The 16,943-nt window shown below is 71.3% G+C and carries 12 protein-coding genes; 5 read left to right on the forward strand and 7 right to left on the reverse strand.

The window, feature by feature from the left end; translation table 11 throughout:
* Window positions 1-82: 82 nt before the first annotated feature.
* From pflB to IE206_RS09390, 5 genes are all read right to left on the reverse strand, one after another.
* A complete protein-coding gene (gene pflB, locus IE206_RS09370) occupies window positions 83-2,353 on the reverse strand; it encodes a formate C-acetyltransferase (protein ID WP_189961586.1) in 2,271 nt (756 codons plus the stop codon).
* Between the two features lie 311 nt (window positions 2,354-2,664).
* Window positions 2,665-4,095, reverse strand: coding sequence for a NarK family nitrate/nitrite MFS transporter (locus IE206_RS09375; protein ID WP_189961587.1), 1,431 nt, complete (start codon window positions 4,093-4,095; stop codon window positions 2,665-2,667).
* Window positions 4,096-4,489: 394 nt separating this feature from the next.
* Window positions 4,490-4,888, reverse strand: coding sequence for a VOC family protein (locus IE206_RS09380; protein ID WP_189961588.1), 399 nt, complete (start codon window positions 4,886-4,888; stop codon window positions 4,490-4,492).
* Window positions 4,885-5,409, reverse strand: a complete 525-nt coding sequence (locus IE206_RS09385) for a cupin domain-containing protein (protein WP_189961589.1) — start codon at window positions 5,407-5,409, stop codon at window positions 4,885-4,887. Before IE206_RS09385 ends, IE206_RS09380 begins: the two co-directional genes overlap by 4 nt.
* Window positions 5,410-5,652: 243 nt before the next feature.
* Window positions 5,653-6,831 carry a low temperature requirement protein A gene (locus IE206_RS09390; protein WP_373300894.1) on the reverse strand — a complete coding sequence of 393 codons (1,179 nt, stop codon included), beginning with the start codon at window positions 6,829-6,831 and terminating at the stop codon, window positions 5,653-5,655.
* 213 nt (window positions 6,832-7,044) lie between these two features.
* Between IE206_RS09390 and IE206_RS09395 the strand changes: the two genes are divergently transcribed.
* The 5 genes from IE206_RS09395 (at window position 7,045) to IE206_RS09415 (ending at window position 14,474) form a co-directional block, all read left to right on the forward strand.
* On the forward strand, window positions 7,045-9,732 hold the full coding sequence (locus tag IE206_RS09395) for an AfsR/SARP family transcriptional regulator (RefSeq protein ID WP_189961591.1): 2,688 nt from the start codon (window positions 7,045-7,047) through the stop codon (window positions 9,730-9,732).
* 326 nt (window positions 9,733-10,058) lie between these two features.
* Entirely contained in the window at window positions 10,059-10,895 is an 837-nt protein-coding gene (locus IE206_RS09400) for an SDR family oxidoreductase (protein ID WP_189961592.1), read from the forward strand.
* A 52-nt stretch (window positions 10,896-10,947) separates the two neighbouring features.
* Window positions 10,948-12,024 (forward strand): P1 family peptidase, encoded by a 1,077-nt coding sequence (locus IE206_RS09405; protein WP_189961593.1) that lies wholly within the window; start codon window positions 10,948-10,950, stop codon window positions 12,022-12,024.
* Between the two features lie 112 nt (window positions 12,025-12,136).
* Window positions 12,137-13,438: a L,D-transpeptidase gene (locus tag IE206_RS09410; protein ID WP_189961594.1), complete on the forward strand. Its 1,302-nt coding sequence runs from the start codon at window positions 12,137-12,139 to the stop codon at window positions 13,436-13,438.
* Window positions 13,439-13,604: 166 nt separating this feature from the next.
* The gene (locus tag IE206_RS09415) at window positions 13,605-14,474 is read left to right on the forward strand and encodes a DUF6227 family protein (RefSeq protein ID WP_226598901.1); all 870 of its coding nucleotides are present in this window, start codon (window positions 13,605-13,607) and stop codon (window positions 14,472-14,474) included.
* 67 nt (window positions 14,475-14,541) lie between these two features.
* Here IE206_RS09415 and IE206_RS09420 read toward each other — a convergent pair whose 3' ends face one another.
* Together IE206_RS09420 and IE206_RS09425 are read right to left on the reverse strand one after the other, a co-directional pair.
* Window positions 14,542-14,796 carry a hypothetical protein gene (locus IE206_RS09420; protein ID WP_189961595.1) on the reverse strand — a complete coding sequence of 85 codons (255 nt, stop codon included), beginning with the start codon at window positions 14,794-14,796 and terminating at the stop codon, window positions 14,542-14,544.
* Window positions 14,797-14,935: 139 nt separating this feature from the next.
* A complete protein-coding gene (locus IE206_RS09425; RefSeq protein ID WP_189961596.1) occupies window positions 14,936-16,927 on the reverse strand; it encodes a PTS fructose transporter subunit IIABC in 1,992 nt (663 codons plus the stop codon).
* Between the last annotated feature and the right edge of the window lie 16 nt (window positions 16,928-16,943).

Consider the following 16,943-nt stretch of genomic DNA (forward strand, 5'->3'; position numbering starts at 1 on the left):
GGGGGGGGGGGGGGGGGGGGGGGGGGGGGGGGGGGGGGGGGGGGGGGGGGGGCCCCACCCCCCGCGCCCAGACCCTCCCCCCTCAAAGCCCCCCATGGAACGTCCGGTTGATGACATCCAGCTGCTGCTCGCGCGTCAGGCGGACGAAGTTCACCGCGTAACCCGAGACCCGGATGGTGAGCTGGGGGTAGTTCTCCGGGTGGCGCATGGCGTCTTCCAGGGTGGCCTTGTCGAGGACGTTGACGTTCATGTGGAAGCCGTTGCTGGCAATGAAGCCGTCCAGGACGCCTGTCAGGTTGTCGATGCGCTCGCGCGGGGTGCGGCCGAGGGCGTCCGGCGTGATGGTGTTGGTCAGCGAGATGCCGTCCTCGGCGTCGTCGTAGGGCAGCTTGGCGACCGACAGCGCGGAGGCGATGTAGCCGTGCTCGTCGCGGCCGTTCATGGGGTTGGCGCCGGGCGCGAAGGGGGTACCGGCGCGGCGGCCGTCGGGGGTGTTGCCGGTCTTCTTGCCGTAGACGACGTTGGAGGTGATGGTCAGGACGGACTGGGTGTGGACGGCGTCGCGGTAGGTGGGGTGCTTGCGGACCTTCTCCATGAAGTCGTGCACGATCCGGGTGGCCAGCGCGTCCGCGCGGTCGTCGTTGTTGCCGTAGGCGGGGTAGTCGCCCTCGATCTCGTAGTCGACGGCGAGGCCGGTCTCGTCGCGTACGACCTTGACCTTGGCGTGCTTGATGGCGGACAGCGAGTCGGCGGCGACCGAGAGGCCGGCGATGCCGCAGGCCATGGTGCGCAGGATGCGCTGGTCGTGGAGCGCCATCTCGATGCGCTCGTAGGCGTACTTGTCGTGCATGTAGTGGATGACGTTGAGGGCGTGGACGTACGTCTTGGCGAGCCAGTCCAGCATCGCGTCGTACTGCCGGGCCACGGTCTGGTAGTCGAGGTATTCGCCCTCGATGGGCGTGAAGCCCTCGACGACGAGCTTGCCGCTCTTCTCGTCGCGGCCGCCGTTGATCGCGTAGAGCAGCGCCTTCGCCACATTCACCCGGGCGCCGAAGAACTGCATCTGCTTGCCGACGGCCATGGCGGAGACGCAGCAGGCGATCGCGGTGTCGTCGCCGTACTTGGGGCGCATCAGCTCGTCGGACTCGAACTGGATGGCCGAGGTGTCGATGGCGACCTTGGACGCGAAGTCCTTGAATCCGGCGGGGAGTTCGCGGTCCCAGAAGACGGTGAGGTTGGGCTCGGGTGCGGGGCCGAGGTTGTAGAGGGTCTGCAGGGCGCGGAAGGTGGTGCGGGAGACGAGGGGGCGGCCGTCCTCGCCGATGCCGGCCATGGACCAGGTGACCCAGGTGGGATCGCCGGAGTAGAGCTCGTTGTATTCGGGGGTGCGCAGGAAGCGGACGATGCGGAGTTTGATGACGAAGTCGTCGATGAATTCCTGGGCCTGTTCCTCGGTGATGAGGCCGGCTTCGATGTCGCGCTGGAGGTAGATGTCGAGGAAGTTGTCGATGCGGCCGATCGACATGGCGGCGCCGTTCTGCTCCTTCACGGCGGCGAGGTAGGCGAAGTACAGCCACTGGACGGCTTCGCGGCCGGTGGTGGCCGGGCCGGAGATGTCGTAGCCGTACGACATCGCCATGTTCTTCAGCTCGTTCAGGGCCTTGATCTGCTCGGAGGTTTCCTCGCGGTCGCGGATGACGGTCTCGGTGGCCCAGTCCTCGCCGAGGCGGGCCTTGTCGGCTTCCTTGGCGGCGATGAGGCGGTCGACGCCGTAGAGGGCGACGCGGCGGTAGTCGCCGATGATGCGGCCGCGTCCGTAGGCGTCGGGGAGGCCGGTGATGATGCCGGAGGAGCGGCAGGCGCGGATTTCGGGGGTGTACGCGTCGAAGACGCCTTCGTTGTGGGTCTTGCGGAGGTGGGTGTAGACGTCGCGTACGCCGGGGTCGGCTTCGTAGCCGTAGGCGTTGAGGGCGCTTTCGACCATGCGCCAGCCGCCGTTGGGCATGATGGCGCGCTTGAGGGCGCCGTCGGTCTGGAGGCCGACGATGAGGTCCTTGTGGTTCTTGGCGTCGCCGTCGATGTAGCCGGGCTCGAAGGCGTCGATGCGGGACGGGGTCTTCACGTCCACGCCGTAGATGCCCTGCTCGGTCTCCCGGGGGAACATCGACAGGAGTTTGTTCCATACGGCGGTGGTGCGCTGGGTGGGGCCGGCGAGGAAGTCGGCGTCGCCTGCGTAGGGCGTGTAGTTCTGCTGGACGAAGTCGCGGACGTCGATGGCGTCGCGCCAGAGTCCGCCTGTGAAGCCGTCCCAGGCTCCGCCGTTCTTCGTTGCCTCTGCGGGAGTCGCAGTCATGGCAGGCACCCTTCCGAATCACCGTTGACGTCGTACTTCGTGCCGTTGAGCCGAAGCTCTTCGACCGCTTCCCATTCCACTCCTTTTGATCGATCAAATGCGGCGGCATAGGTCACCAGATCCGGGCCGAAAGCCCTGCCCCTCCCCCCTCTCATCGCTTGACACCCCACCTGACCTGCACACCTTTCCGAGCCTTTGGCCCCTAATTCACTTGTGAAAGCATTCACAAGAATTTCGGTAATCGCGACGCCGAAAAGGCCCGCGCACCATGCGCGGGCCTTTTGTGCGGAATCGGTCGACGGGGATACGGCCTAGCTGGGCGCCTCGGCGCCCTTCCGGGCGTAGAACCACCACGCCACCACGACGCAGCTGCCGTAGAAGGCCACGAAGCCCCACATCGCGCTGGTCACCGCGAAGTTGGCGAACATCGCCGGGATGAAGAAGAAGCCGTACGCGGCGATGGCGGAGGTGAAGCCGGTGACGGCGCCCGCCTCCATCTCGGCCTGCTTGAGCGCCTTGGCGTGCTCGGCGGTGCCCTCGGTCAGGCCCTTCAGGTGCTGGTTGCGGAAGATCACCGGGATCTGCCGGAAGGTCGAGCCGTTGCCGACCCCGGAGAAGAAGAACGCGGCCAGGAAGCAGCCGAAGAAGCCGTAGAAGTTGCCCGAATCGCCGCCCGCCGGAAGGAAGTTGATGACGCCGATGATCGACAGGGCCATGCCGACGAAGGAGATGATGGTGACCTTCGCACCGCCGAGCTTGTCGGCGATCCAGCCGCCGGCCCAGCGGGCCAGTGCGCCGAGCGCCGGGCCCATCCAGGCGTAGGTGGCGACGGAGTAGGCGGGGAAGGTCGTCTTGATCAGCAGCGGCAGGGCGGCGGCGAAGCCGATGAAGGAGCCGAAGGTGCCGACGTACAGCCAGGTCATCAGCCAGTTGTGCTTGCGCTTGAAGATGACCTTCTGGCGGCTGAAGGGGGTGGAGGCGACCTTCAGGTCGTTCTGGCCGAACCAGGCGATCAGCGCGAGCACGATGAGGACGGGGACCCACAGGAACGCGGCGTTCTGCAGGTGGACCGGGGTGCCGTCCTTCTTGTGCTGGGCGGTGCCGATCGCGATGGTCGAGAAGGTGATCACGATCGGGGTCAGGAGCTGGACGACGGAGACGCCGAGGTTGCCGAGGCCGCCGTTGATGCCGGTGGCGTTGCCCTTCTCCTTCTTCGGGAAGAAGAAGCCGATGTTGGCGAGCGAGGAGGCGAAGTTGGCGCCGCCGATGCCGCACAGCGCGGCGATGATCACCATGACGCCGTACGGGGTGGAGGTGTCCTGGATGGCGATGCCGAGCCAGATCAGCGGCACGACGAGGATCACCGTCGAGAGCGCGGTGAAGCGGCGCTGGCCGATCATCGGGCCGAGGAAGGTGTAGAGGATGCGGGCCGTGCCGCCGGTCAGGCCGGGGACGGCGGTGAGCCAGAACAGCTGCGAGGTGGAGAAGGAGAAGCCGACGTCCTTGAGGTTGGTCGCGGTGACGGACCACACCTGCCACACCACGAAGGCGACGAGCAGGGCGGGGACGGCGATCCACAGGTTCCGGTTGGCGACCTTCCGGCCGACCGAGCGCCAGAAGACCTCGTTCTCCGGCTCCCACGTGGTGATGGTGCGGCCGGGCCGGTAGTTCTCCGGGTCGTACGGGACGGTGGCGGCGGGGCCGGGGTCCTGCCGGGTGGACGGCTGGAGCGCGGAACTCATGGTGCTTCCCAGGGGGTTGAGACGAGTCCTGACATATCCACGGTGCGCTTTGGCCGGGCCGGGGGTGAGAGGCCAATGGCGTGCGTGCGGGCGGCCCTAGGTCCCCGCCCGGGCCTGCCGTACGGCCCCTGCGGCGCCTCGGCCACGATTCCGCCCGCAGGCGTGGCAGGACGATCGGTGGCGCGGGCGTCACCGACGAGTCGATGCGGTCCATGGCCCATGCCCCGCATGGGCCCAGGTCAGGGCGCTCGGGATCGAGGCGGCCGAGATCGGTGACCCGGAGCAGGCCGCCGACCGGGTTGAACCTGCCTCCGCGCAGGTGGAGTTGGTGCGCCCGTGGGACCGTTGTCGGCCGGGGTGATCGGTCAGGCGCTCGTGATCGTGCGGGCTCGGCTCAGCCCCAGGTGCGGGAGCACAGCACCAGGCGGTAGCCGTCCGGGTCGGCGACGGTGACTCCGTACTCGTCCCAGTACGGGTTGTGCGCGGGGACGCGGGTTCCGCCGGCCGCGACGAGGCGGTCGACCAGGGCCTCGTCCACGGGGGTGCCGAGGTAGACCACGAACAGGTCGTCGACGGACGGCGTCGGCTCCAGCGGGTGCTCTGGGTCGCGGGTCAGCTCGAAGTGCCACGCCCCGCCGGACGGGCCGACCATCACGAGGTCGTGCTCGCCGGCGACGCGCTCGGTGGTGCGCCACAGGACGTCGAGGCCGAGGCCGTCCACGTAGAAGTGCTCGGCGGCGGCGAGGTCCCGCGAGGGCCGGGCCACCCGGACGTGGGTCGCGGCATCGATCACGCGGACGCCTCCAGGGCGGCGCGCCAGGCGGGGCTGTCGCAGTAGTGGTTGTCGAACCGCTCGGCGGACTCGGCGATCTCCTTCGGGTCGGCCTCGCCGCGCATGACCCGGCCGAGCAGGCGCAGGTAGTCGAAGCGGCCCATGCCGGGGGTGAACACGAACAGGACGTCGGCCTCGCAGCCGGGCGCGGCGGCGAAGGCGTGCGGGGTGTGCGGCGGCACGGCCAGGAAGTCGCCGGCCTCCAGGACGGTGACCTCCTCGCCCACCAGCACCTGGAGGGACCCGCTGATCACGAAGAACAGCTCGGTCGCCTTGGTGTGGAAGTGGGCGGGCGCCCCCACGGCTCCCTTGGCGAAGGTGGACCGGTAGGTGGTGAAGCCGTCGGCCGTGCGATCCGAGTCGGCGAGCAGCGTCATGACGCTGCTGGGGTCCGCGCAGGTCTCGGCGTCGGTGCGGCGGGTGAGGACGGGCGGGAACGGCGGGGTGGCCTGGGGGGCCTGGGGGGTCGTTTCCTTGGTCATGGCTTGACCCTACGATCTTGAACGGCCCTATGAACAGGCCAATTTGGCGCGATAGGGCTGGGCCAATCTGGAGGCCTCCCTTCCGCTCGGCGTGCGGACCGTACGGGCGTTGGCGAAGTTCCCCGCGCCCCCAACCCGCTTGCGGCCTTCGGACCGTGGCGGGATGGTCGCGCAGTTCCCCCGCGCCCTTGGCAGTGCTGATGCCGGCCCGCGCCGGAGCCCCGGGAGTCCAGCTCGGCCATCTCACCCCCGGCGGGTTTCGGGAAGGGGCGGGGTGGGGGAAGCCCCCTCCGCCCGGCGACGGTTCAGCGTCCAGCCGACCGCCACGGTCACCGCAGCCACCGCCCCGGCCAACGGCACCCCCGTCCGCCCCGCGAACGTACACCCCAAAATCGTCAACGCCGACACGGGCAACGTCAGTTGCTGAGCCATGCCCCGCTTGAAGTGCCGGGAGTGCAACCCCCACACCGTCAGCATGAACAGCGCCGCCGGCACGGTCACCGCGGAGCCCGCCGCGATGGCGGAGATGTGCGCCTTGCCGACGGCCTGCTCCACCGCCACCTCCATCCCCGCTCCGATCGCCGCCGCCGAAGCGAGCACCACGTAATGCCCGTAACCCCACAGGAATGCCTGCCGGTTGGAGGTGAGGTGGTCGTGGATGGGCACCGCGAAGTAGATCCACCACGCGGCGAACACGATGAGCAGCCCGCCCGCCGCGAGCGGCAGCAGATCGCCGAGCTCGTCGTGCTCGTCGAGGGCCTCCTGTACGGCGATGGTGGCCGCCGACACCGTCTCGCCGAGCACGATCAGCGTGAAGAGCCCGTACCGTTCGGCGATGTGGTGCGGATGCCAGCTGGTGGTGTGGCGGAGTTCAGCGAGCATGGGGACGGACAGTTCGGCCAGGGCGAGCAGCGGGAACACCCAGGTGCGGGCGGAGTCCGGGACGAACAGCATGCCGACCCAGCCGAGCTGGCACAGCACGAGCCCGGCCGCGTACCGCAGGCACACCTGGCGTTCGGCCGGGTCCCGGCTGCTCGCGGCGGCCCGCAGCCACTGGCTGGTCAGCGCGAGCCGCATCACGATGTACCCGATGACGCTGATCGTGAAGTCGCCGTCGTCGAACGCGCGCGGCACGCCCGCGGCCAGGATCAGCACGCCGGTGATCTGGACGAGGGTGACGACCCGGTACAGGGCGTCGTCGGTGTCGTACGCCGAGGCGAACCACGTGAAGTTCATCCACGCCCACCAGATCGCGAAGAACACGGCTGCGTATCCCGCGAGCCCCGCGCCCACGTGCCCCTCCGCGAGGGCGTGGACGAGGCGGGCGCCGGCCTGGGCGACGGCGACGACGAAACAGAGGTCGAAGAACAGTTCCAGCGGGGTCGAGGCGCGGTGTTCCTCGTGGCGGCTGCGTGCGGTCATGCGTGGCATGCGCACAGCACACCAGACGGCGGGGGCGCCAGACGGCCAACACTTCCGGCCGTACGGATTCGTACCGGTTCAGCACAAGGCGGGCGAGGAGTGGGTGCCGGGGTGGTGTCGTGGCACCCCGGCGTTCTCCACGCTAACGCGGTGAGGGGCGGGTGCGGCCCCGCCAAAGTCCCGTTCCGGGGGGACCTTTTCCCCACTCGTGAGGTGGCCGAGCTGGACTCCTGGGGCTCCGGCGCGGGCCGGCATCAGCACGGCCAGGGGCGCGGGGAACTGCGCGAGAATCGGGGCATGCGCTTCCTCCTGCTCGGCCCGATGGGCATAGACGGTGCCGAAACCGCCCCCGCGGGGCCCCGGCTGCGCGCCCTGCTCGCCTACCTCGTGCTGAACGCAGGCCACACCGTCCCCGCCGAGCGCCTCGTCGACGCGCTCTACGGGGACGAGCCGCCCGCCGGAGCCCCGGGCGCGCTTCAGTCGCAGGTGTCCCGGCTGCGCAAGAGCGTCGACATCGAGTACGGGCCGGCCGGCTACCGCCTCGTCGCCGACCCCGAGGACGTCGACGTACTCCGCTTCGAGCAGCTGGCCAGGGAGGGCGCGCGGGCCCGGGAGGCGGGCGATCCCGGGCGCGCGGCCGTGCTGCTGCGCGAGGCACTGGGGCTGTGGCGCGGCCCGGCGCTCGCCGACCTCACCCACGCCCCCTTCGCCGCCGCCCAGTCCGCACGCCTGGAGGAGCTGCGCGCGGGCGCCGTCGAGGAGCTCGCCGAGGCCGAACTCGCCCTCGGCGGCGACCCGTCCGAGCTGCTGCCTTGGCTGCGCGAGGCGGTCGCGGCACACCCTCTGCGCGAGCGGCTGCGCGGCCAGTTGATGCGGGCGCTGCGTCGCGGCGGGCGGGGCGCGGAGGCGCTCGCCGAGTACGAGACGGCCCGTACGCTGCTCGCCGAGGAGCTCGGCACCGACCCCTCCCCCGAGCTGGCGGCGGTCCACCTGTCGATCCTGCGCGGGGAGGAGGCCCGGACCGCCCCGGCATCGCGGCTGCCCGCCCAGCTGACCTCCTTCGTGGGCCGCGATTGCGAACTGGCCGTCCTAGTACGCCTGTTGGGGTCGTCGCGTCTCGTCACGCTGATCGGGACGGGCGGAACCGGCAAGACGCGGCTCGCCCTGGAGGCGGCCGCGCGCCTGCCCGGCGAGGTGTGCTTCGTCGACCTGTCGGCCGCGCCCCGGACCGCCCTGGCCGTGCGCGGCGCCCTCGGCCTGCGCGACAGCGGCGCCGGTGATCCCGAGGCGGCGCTCGTCGAGGCCCTGCGGGACCGTGCCGTGCTGCTGATCCTCGACAACTGCGAACAGATCGTCGAGGACGCCGCCGCCCTCACCCATCGTCTCCTGTCCCACTGCCCGGGCCTGCGCGTCCTGGCCACCAGCCGCGAGGCCCTGGGCATCACGGGCGAGTCGCTGCGGCCGGTGGGGCCGCTGGACACGGATGCGGCCGTACGCCTCTTCACGGACCGGGCGCTCGCCGTACGCCCCGACTTCGAACCGGATGACACCAACTCCCGTACCGTGCGGGACATTTGCGACTCCCTCGACGGGCTTCCGCTCGCCGTCGAGCTGGCCGCCGCCCGGCTGAGGCAGCTTCCGCTCGCGGAGATCGCCGACCGGCTCGACGACCGCTTCCGGCTCCTGTCGCGCGGCGACCGCACCAAGCCGGAGCGGCACCGGACACTGCGGGCGGTGGTGGAGTGGAGCTGGTCGCTGCTCAGCGACGAGGAGCGGGAGTTCGCGGCACGGCTGACCGTCTTCGCGGGCGGCGCCACCGCGGAGGCGGCCGGGCGGGTCTGCGGCGCGGGCCCCGACGCGGAGGACCTCCTCGCCTCGCTCACCGACAAGTCGCTCGTGGAGGCGGGCTCGGGGCGGTACCGCATGCTGGAAACGATCAGGGCGTACGCCTCCGAACAACTCCCGTCGCGTTCGCGGGAGTTGGTGGGCGCTGCCCACACCGCGTACTTCCTCGAACTCGCCGAGGCGGCCGATCCCGAGCTCCGTTCGGCGGATCAGCTCCGCTGGCTGGAGCGGCTCTCGGCGGAGCACGCGAACCTGCGGGCGTCGCTGGTGCGGGCGACCCGCGACGACCTTCCGTCCGCCCTGCGTCTGCTGACGGCGCTCTCGTCCTTCTGGTGGCTGCGGGGGCTTCGGGCCGATGTGGCGCCTGTGGCGGCCGAGTTGCTGGGCGCGCTCGACGGGTACGTGCCCGGCGGAATGGAGGGGGTCGACTTCGACTGCGGCTTCGACTTCGGCGAGGCGTACGTGTTGTGCGTGCTCGCGGCGGGGGCGGGCGGGGCGGTTCCGGGCGCGGAACGGGCGCGGGCGGCGCGCATCGTGGCCGAACGGGACCGGCCGTTCCGGCAGCCGTTCACGGCGTTCCTGTGGGCGATCTCGGCGGGGCCGTCCGCGGGGGCCGAGCGGCCCGAGCTGACGGGCCCCGACCCCTGGACCCGGGCGCTCGCCCGGGCGGGGGCGGGGCATCTGCACCTCTTCCACGGCCGGGTGGAGGAGGCCGCCCTCGACCTGTCGGCGGCTCTCGCGGCGTTTCGCTCGCTGGGCGAACGCTGGGGGACGGCGACGACGCTCGCCGGTCTTGCCGGGGTGTCGGGAGCCCTTGGTGACACGGAGGCGGCGTTGGCGTGCGCCGACGAGGCGCTGGTGCTCTTCGAGGAGCTGGGGTGCTGGGAGGACGTCGCGGACCTGTTGCGTCAGCGGGCGGAACTGCTGCGCGGGGCTGGGCGGTTGGCGGCCGCCCGGGCCGATTTCGAGCGGGCGCTCGTGGCGGCTCGGCGGGCCGGCACCCCTGCGGCGCTGGCGGCCGCCCGATCGAGCCTGTCCTCCTGCCCGGCGAGCTGACCTGGGTCTCCGCCCCAGACCCCGTTCGCGCTTGAAGGGCGCTCGTCCTCAATCGCCCCCAAGGCCTTAAGGGCCAGGGGGGACCCCCATGACAGGCTGGGTATGCCTGCACGGGCACCCTGCCAAGGTCAACCCTGATAGGGGCGCGGGGAACTGCGCGACCAGCCCCCACCGGTCCGCACTCACCACCCCACCCCCACCCCGTCAGCGCCCCGTGCGCACCCCGTGAGCGGGCGCACCCAGAGTCGTCCCTGTCGGAAGGGAGCCGCCCCCCGACGCCGAACCCCGCCGGGCCCCGCCCGCAGGGCCAGAACTGGGAGCACACCATGCAGCAGCACCAGCAGCACCAGGGCGAGCAGGGTCAGCAGGGCCAGGGGCGGCCCGCCCGTGCCCTCGCCCGCAAGACCGCCCTCGTCACCGGCGCCTCCCGCGGTATCGGCCGCGGCATCGCCCAGCGGCTCGCCGCCGACGGGGCCCTCGTGGTCGTCCACTACGGCACCGACGGGCCCGCCGCCCAGGAGACCGTCGACGCCATCGTCGAGGCCGGCGGCCGCGCCTTCGCCGTCGGGGCCGAGCTCGACACCGTCGACGGTGTCGAGCAGCTCGCCGACGCCGTCCGCAGCGGGCTGCGCGCCCACACCGGTGAGGAGTTCCTCGACATCCTCGTCAACAACGCCGCCGTCACCGGGCACCTGCCGTACGCGGAGACGACCCCCGACCTCTTCGACCGTCTCTTCGCGGTGAACGTGCGCGCCCCCTTCTTCCTCGCCCAGCACCTGCTGCCCACCCTGCGCGACGGCGGCCGCATCATCACCATCGGCTCCGCAGTGACCCGCATCGCGCTGGAGGGCGAGTTGGCGTACACGATGACCAAGGGCGCGATGGAGACGTACACCCGGACCCTCGCCAACGCGGTCGGAGCCCGGCGGATCACGGTCAACCTGGTCGCGCCGGGGCCCACCGAGACCGACCGGACCCGCGCCTTCTTCCGGTCGTCGCCCGAGATGGAGGCGAACATGATCCAGGCCCAGGCGCTGCCCTGGATCGGGCAGCCCGCCGACATCGCGGACCCGGTCGCCTTCCTCGCCTCCGACGACGCCCGCTGGGTCACCGGGCACGTCCTCGACGCCTCGGGCGGAACCTACCTGGGGCCGAAGTTCTGAGAGCCGGCGCTCAACTGCCGCGGTGGCCAGCTGCCGTGGTAGGGAGGGAGCCATGAACAATTCCCTCACCGATGTGGCCGGGTTCCTCGTCGGGCACGCGGCCGTGCCCGGACCGAACGCCCTGAGCGGCACGACCGTCGTGCTCGCCCCGCCCGGCGGCGCGGTCGCCGCCGTCGCCGTGCGCGGGGGCGGCCCGGGCACCCGGGAGACCGACGCGCTCGACCCGCGGAACGTCGTCGAGCGCATCGACGCCGTCGTGCTGACCGGCGGCAGTGCGTACGGGCTCGACGCGGCGGCCGGGGTGATGGCCTGGCTGGAGGAGCAGCAGCGCGGGGTGCGGGTGGGGCCGGAGCCGCACCAAGTGGTCCCGGTCGTGCCCGCGGCCTGCCTGTTCGACCTGGGGCGCGGCGGCGACTGGCGGGCCAGGCCCGACGCGGCGGTGGGCCGGGCGGCCGTCGAGGCGGCCGCGTCCGCCGGGAGCGACGTCGCGGAAGGCAACGTGGGAGCCGGGACCGGCGCCGTGGTCGGCGGCCTCAAGGGCGGCGTCGGCACCGCGAGCGTCACCCTCACCTCCGGGGCGACGGTGGCCGCCCTCGCCGTCGTCAACGCCGTCGGCTCCCCCATCGACCCCCACAACGGCGCCCTGTACGGAGAGTACGGATACGTAACCGATCATCAACTCCCCTCACCTGAAAGGCATTTGGCCGCCCGGGCGCGGCTCGACGCGGTCCGCACCGGCATGCCGCCGCTCAACACCACCCTCGCCGTCGTCGCCACCGACGCCCGGCTCACCCGGCCGCAGGCGCAGAAGCTCGCCGGGACCTCCCACGACGGGCTCGCCCGTGCCATTCGCCCCGTACACCTGATGCACGACGGGGACACGATCTTCGCCCTCGCCACCGGATCGCACGATTCCGGCCCCGACAGCCCCGACAGCCCTGACAGCCCTGACGGCCCCGGCAGGCCCGGCAGGACGGACCGGGCTCTCGGCCCCGAGGAGTTGAACCACATCCTCGCCGCCGGGGCCGACGTCGTCGCGCGGGCGATCGTGCGAGGCGTGCGGGCCGCCGTGAGCGTCGAGGGGCCTGGGGGAACTTTTCCCTCTTATGGGGATCTGTACGGGAGTTGAGCTGCCCGAGAGCCCCGATTGTGACCGCCGTCACCATCGGATCTCGCAACCATTGGGCCATTTGGGTTCTCTATGTCCGTACTGGATTCATTTCGCAGTACACCACGCAGACATGGAGCAGCCCGTGACACCGCCGGCGTCGGACAACGCAGCGCAGACTCAGCAGTTCAGCAGCACCCCGCGCACCGCGCGTCCGCTTGCCCGGCGCCGGGCCAGGCTCGTCGCGGGGGCCGCGGGCCTCCTGGTCGGCGCGCTCGCGCTGACTGCCTGCGGCGGCGATGCCAAGGCGAACGACGACGCCAAGAGCGGCAAGGGCGCGGACGCCTCGGCCGCCAAGGACGCCTCCACGCTGAAGATCACCATCTCGGCGAAGAACGGGTCGACCAACGCCTCCATCAACGACGTCACCGTCAAGGCCGAGGGCGGCAAGCTGTCCGACGTGACGATGACCGAGGTGCAGGGCGGCAAGACCGTGCCCGGCACGCTCGCCGCCGACGGCCTTTCCTGGAAGCCGACCGGCAAGATCGAGCGCGGCACCCAGTACAAGATCGCCGCGAACGGCAAGGACGACAAGGGCCGGGCCGCGACGGAGAACTCGCAGTTCTCGACCGTTTCGGCCAAGGACAGCTTCATCGCCAACTACACCCCCGAGGACGGCTCCACGGTGGGCGTCGGCATGCCGGTGTCCTTCGACTTCAACAAGGCGATCACCAACAAGAAGGACGTCCTGTCGCACATCACGGTGACCAGCAGCAGCGGGCAGCAGGTCGTCGGGCACTGGTTCAACTCGCAGCGCCTGGACTTCCGGCCCCAGGAGTACTGGAAGGCCGGCTCCAAGGTCACCATGAAGATCGACCTGGACAAGGTCGAGGGTGCCAAGGGCGTCTACGGCGTGCAGTCGAAGGAAGTCACCTTCACCATCGGCCGCAACCAGGTCTCCACCGTCGACGTGAAGACGCAGGAGATGACCGTCCAGGAGGACGGCAAGACCATCAAGACGATTCCGGTGTCGACCGGCAGCTCCGAACACCCCACCTACAACGGGCAGATGGTGATCTCCGAGAAGTTCACGCAGACCCGCATGAACGGTGACAGCGTGGGCTTCGGCGGCGAGTACGACATCAAGGACGTGCCGCACGCGATGCGCCTGTCCACCTCGGGCACCTTCATCCACGGCAACTACTGGGGCGACCCGTCGGTGTTCGGCAACGAGGGCACCAGCCACGGCTGCGTCGGCATGAAGGACGTGAAGGGCGCCGCCGGCGACACTCCGGCCAAGTGGATGTTCGACCACAGCCTCATCGGTGACGTGGTCGTCGTGAAGGGCTCGCCCGACAAGACGATCGCCCCGGAGAACGGCCTCAACGGCTGGAACATGCCGTGGGCTCAGTGGACGGCGGACAGCACCTCCTGACCAACCCCCTTCCGCACCAGGCGACTTGACCGGCCGGTAACCCCTTTACGGGGTGCCGGCCGGAAAAGTTTCGGCCATGCCCGCTGCGCGATCCGCCCCCAGGGGCTACGTTGAGCACCTTCTACGTGACCAACAGCGACGGCCAGGAGAAGCCTTGGTGCTCCATGTGCCCCACCCGCTCGACGGCGAGCGCGGCCCCGGCGACGACTCGGCCCAGGAACAAGTGGCCGCGCTCCTGGGGCGGGCCCTGAACTCCTTCGACCTGCCGGACGAGCTCGTCGAGCGCCTCGCCCTGGCGATGGCGCACACCACTTCGCTGCACTCCTCGCTCCACACATCGGCGTCCGGCCCCGGCGGCCACCGCCTGAGCCGCGAGACGTACCGGCACTGCTATCTGCTCCTGGACGGCACCACCGTCACCCTGTGGGAGCTGGCCCATAATGACGGCCGCGAGTACGCGCACGAGGTGTACGCGGCCGAGGAGGACGCCCGCATCGCCGCCGCCCGGCTGCGCCGCCGGGCCCTTCCCCACGAGACTCGCCATCCCGACGAGGAACTCGGCGCACTGGAGGCCGAGTTGGCCGGATACGGGGGCGGCTGCGCCGACCCGGTCCAGGACTTGTTCCAGGACTTGGAGGACTGCTGGGAGGCCGGCTTCGGCCCCGACGCCCTCGCCGGGCGGGACGGCGCCGCACCGCGCCCCCACCCGTACGCACCGGACGATTCCGCCGACCACGCGCGCCGGCTCCTTCGCCGCGCCGAGAACCCGGACCGGCCCGGCCGGCGGACCACGCTGAGGCTGCGGGCCGCGCACGCGCACCGGATCACCCAGGCCTTCGGCAGCCACTGCCGCATGCCCGGCCGGGATGCCGCGTTCACGCTGTACGAGCACGCCTTCCTGCTGCTCGACGGCGGCGAGCTGAGCCTGTGGGAGGTCGAGCACACGGCGACCCCTGACGGCCGCCACATGTGCGAGGTGTACGCGACGGAACAGGCGGCCAGAGCCGCCATGGAGCGCCGCGCCCATGTGAGTTGAGGGCCGCACGGGCACCCCGAAGGACCTGCGGACCCTCACCTCACGGCCGTGCGTTCCGGCCGTACGTTCAGGAGCTGCGCGGATCGAGCTGGCGGATCAGGCCCGCGAAGGCGGCTCGCTCCGCCTCGGTGAGCGCCACCTCCTCCCGGGCGGGCGGCCCGGCCTGCCGGCCCACCGCGCGCAGGGTGCGCAGGGCATGCCACTCGGCCCGGTCGGCGCGCTCCCGGCGCAGTATGCGGACCAGGCCGACGACCCAGGCGACACTCGCCGCAGCGAGGACGGAAAGGCCTATCTGCTGAATGATCGTGATGTTCTGAGCCACGCGCCCCAGTAGACAACACGGGCCGGGACTTGTGGCAGGGAGATGCAAGGACTTTGGTCCTCAAGTGGTACATGTCACGCCATGACGGCCGAAGACGCCCGGCCCCACGGCAGGGACCGGGCACATCGGGCCGAACCAGTCAGGCGGCGACCGTCACCTTCTCCCCGGCGGGTGCCGGGGCTGTGTTCCGGGAGCTCCCGGGCTGCTGCTTGCGCAGGCCCTTGAGCAGGATGACCAGGCCGGCGCTGACCGCCGTGCCGGCGGCGATGGCGAGCAGGTACAGGAAGGCGTTGCCGATCAGCGGGACCACGAAGATCCCGCCGTGCGGCGCCCGCAGGGTGCAGCCGAAGGCCATCGACAGGGCGCCGGTGACCGCGCCGCCCGCCATCGCGGAGGGGATGACCCGCAGCGGGTCGGCCGCCGCGAACGGGATCGCGCCCTCGGTGACGAACGACGCCCCGAGCACCCACGCCGCCTTGCCGTTCTCGCGCTCGGTACGGGTGAACAGGCGGCCCCGTACGGTGGTGGCCAGGGCCATCGCCAGCGGCGGGACCATGCCCGCGGCCATCACGGCCGCCATCACCTTGAAGCTGCCGTCGCCCCCGTCGGCGAGCCCGCCGATCGCGAAGGTGTACGCGACCTTGTTGAGCGGCCCGCCCAGGTCGAAGCACATCATCAGGCCCAGGATCACGCCGAGGACGATCACATTGGCGCCCGAGAGGCCGTTGAGCCAACTGGTCAGCGCGGACTGGAGCTTGGAGATCGGCTCGCCTATGACCAGGAACATCAGGAAGCCGACGACCGCCGAGGAGATCAGCGGGATCACCACCACCGGCATGATGCCGCGCAGTGATGCGGGGATCCTGGCCTTCTGGATCGCCATGACCACGGCGCCCGCGATCAGACCGGCCGCGAGGCCGCCGAGGAAGCCCGCCTTGATGTCGAGGGCGATCGCGCCGCCCACGAAGCCGGGCACCAGGCCCGGCCGGTCGGCCATTCCGTACGCGATGTAGCCCGCCAGGACCGGCACGAGGAACTTGAACGCGACGCCGCCGACCTGGAAGAGCAGCGCGGCCCAGCTGCCGCTGTCGGTCCACAGGAAGTGGTCCATGACCAAGGGGGCGTCGCTGACCTTGTAGCCGCCGATGGCGAAGCCCAGCGCGATGAGCAGACCGCCCGCCGCGACGAACGGCACCATGTAACTGACGCCCGACATCAGCCACTTGCGCAGCTTGGTGCCGTAGCCCTCGCCCGGCTCTCCCGTCGCCTCCACCGGGGACGGCCTGGTGCCGCCCGGCTCGGTGATCTCGCCGCGGTCCGCCTTGTCGCGGACCTCCGCGATCAGTTCGGCGGGGCGGTTCACGCCCGCCTTCACGCCGACGTCCACGGTGGGCTTTCCGGCGAAGCGCTCCTTGTCCCGTACGGGCACGTCGTGCGCGAAGATCACGCCGTCGGCGGCCGCGACGACGGCCGGGTCGAGCCGGGTGAACCCGGACGAGCCCTGGGTCTCGACGGCGATCTCTACGCCCTCGGCCCGCCCGGCCCGCTCCAGGGACTCCGCCGCCATGTAGGTGTGGGCGATGCCGGTGGGGCAGGAGGTGACGGCCACGATGCGGAAGGGCTCGGTCTCGTGCGGCTGGGCCTCGGGCTCCGGGGCCTCTTCGGCCTGCGGCTCGGGCGCCGCCTCCTCGCCCGCGATCAGCGCCGCCGCCTCCCCCGCCGTCGTCGCCGCCCGCAGCGCCGCGGTGAACTCGGCGTCCATGAGTTGGCGGGCCAGGGAGGACAGGATCGAGAGGTGGGCGTCGTCCGCCCCCGCCGGGGCCGCGATGAGGAAGATCAGGTCGGCCGGGCCGTCCGGGGCGCCGAAGTCGATCCCGGCCGCGCTGCGCCCGAAGGCCAGGGTCGGCTCGGTGACGTGGGCGCTGCGGCAGTGCGGGATGCCGATGCCGCCGTCGAGGCCGGTCGGCATCTGGGCCTCGCGGGCCGCCACGTCGACGAGGAAACCGTCGAGGTCGGTGACGCGGCCGAGGCCGGCCATCCGCTCGGCGAGCGTGCGGGCGGCGGCTTCCTTGGAGTCGGCGGCCAGGTCGAGGTGGAGGTCGACCAGTTCCGCGGTGATCATCTGGCTCATCGCGGGCTCCTTTGCG

Source organism: Streptomyces violascens, from assembly GCF_014649955.1.
GTDB classification, from domain to species: Bacteria; Actinomycetota; Actinomycetes; order Streptomycetales; family Streptomycetaceae; genus Streptomyces; species Streptomyces violascens.

What these genes read in the sequence shown, in the direction of transcription:
- pflB (WP_189961586.1), bottom strand. Translation starts at nt 2,353, where the DNA reads ATGACTGCGACTCCCGCAGAGGCAACGAAGAACGGCGGAGCCTGGGAC.
- IE206_RS09375 (WP_189961587.1), bottom strand. Translation starts at nt 4,095, where the DNA reads ATGAGTTCCGCGCTCCAGCCGTCCACCCGGCAGGACCCCGGCCCCGCC.
- IE206_RS09385 (WP_189961589.1), bottom strand. Translation starts at nt 5,409, where the DNA reads ATGACCAAGGAAACGACCCCCCAGGCCCCCCAGGCCACCCCGCCGTTC.
- IE206_RS09390 (WP_373300894.1), bottom strand. Translation starts at nt 6,831, where the DNA reads ATGACCGCACGCAGCCGCCACGAGGAACACCGCGCCTCGACCCCGCTG.
- IE206_RS09400 (WP_189961592.1), top strand. Translation starts at nt 10,059, where the DNA reads ATGCAGCAGCACCAGCAGCACCAGGGCGAGCAGGGTCAGCAGGGCCAG.
- IE206_RS09405 (WP_189961593.1), top strand. Translation starts at nt 10,948, where the DNA reads ATGAACAATTCCCTCACCGATGTGGCCGGGTTCCTCGTCGGGCACGCG.
- IE206_RS09410 (WP_189961594.1), top strand. Translation starts at nt 12,137, where the DNA reads ATGGAGCAGCCCGTGACACCGCCGGCGTCGGACAACGCAGCGCAGACT.
- IE206_RS09425 (WP_189961596.1), bottom strand. Translation starts at nt 16,927, where the DNA reads ATGAGCCAGATGATCACCGCGGAACTGGTCGACCTCCACCTCGACCTG.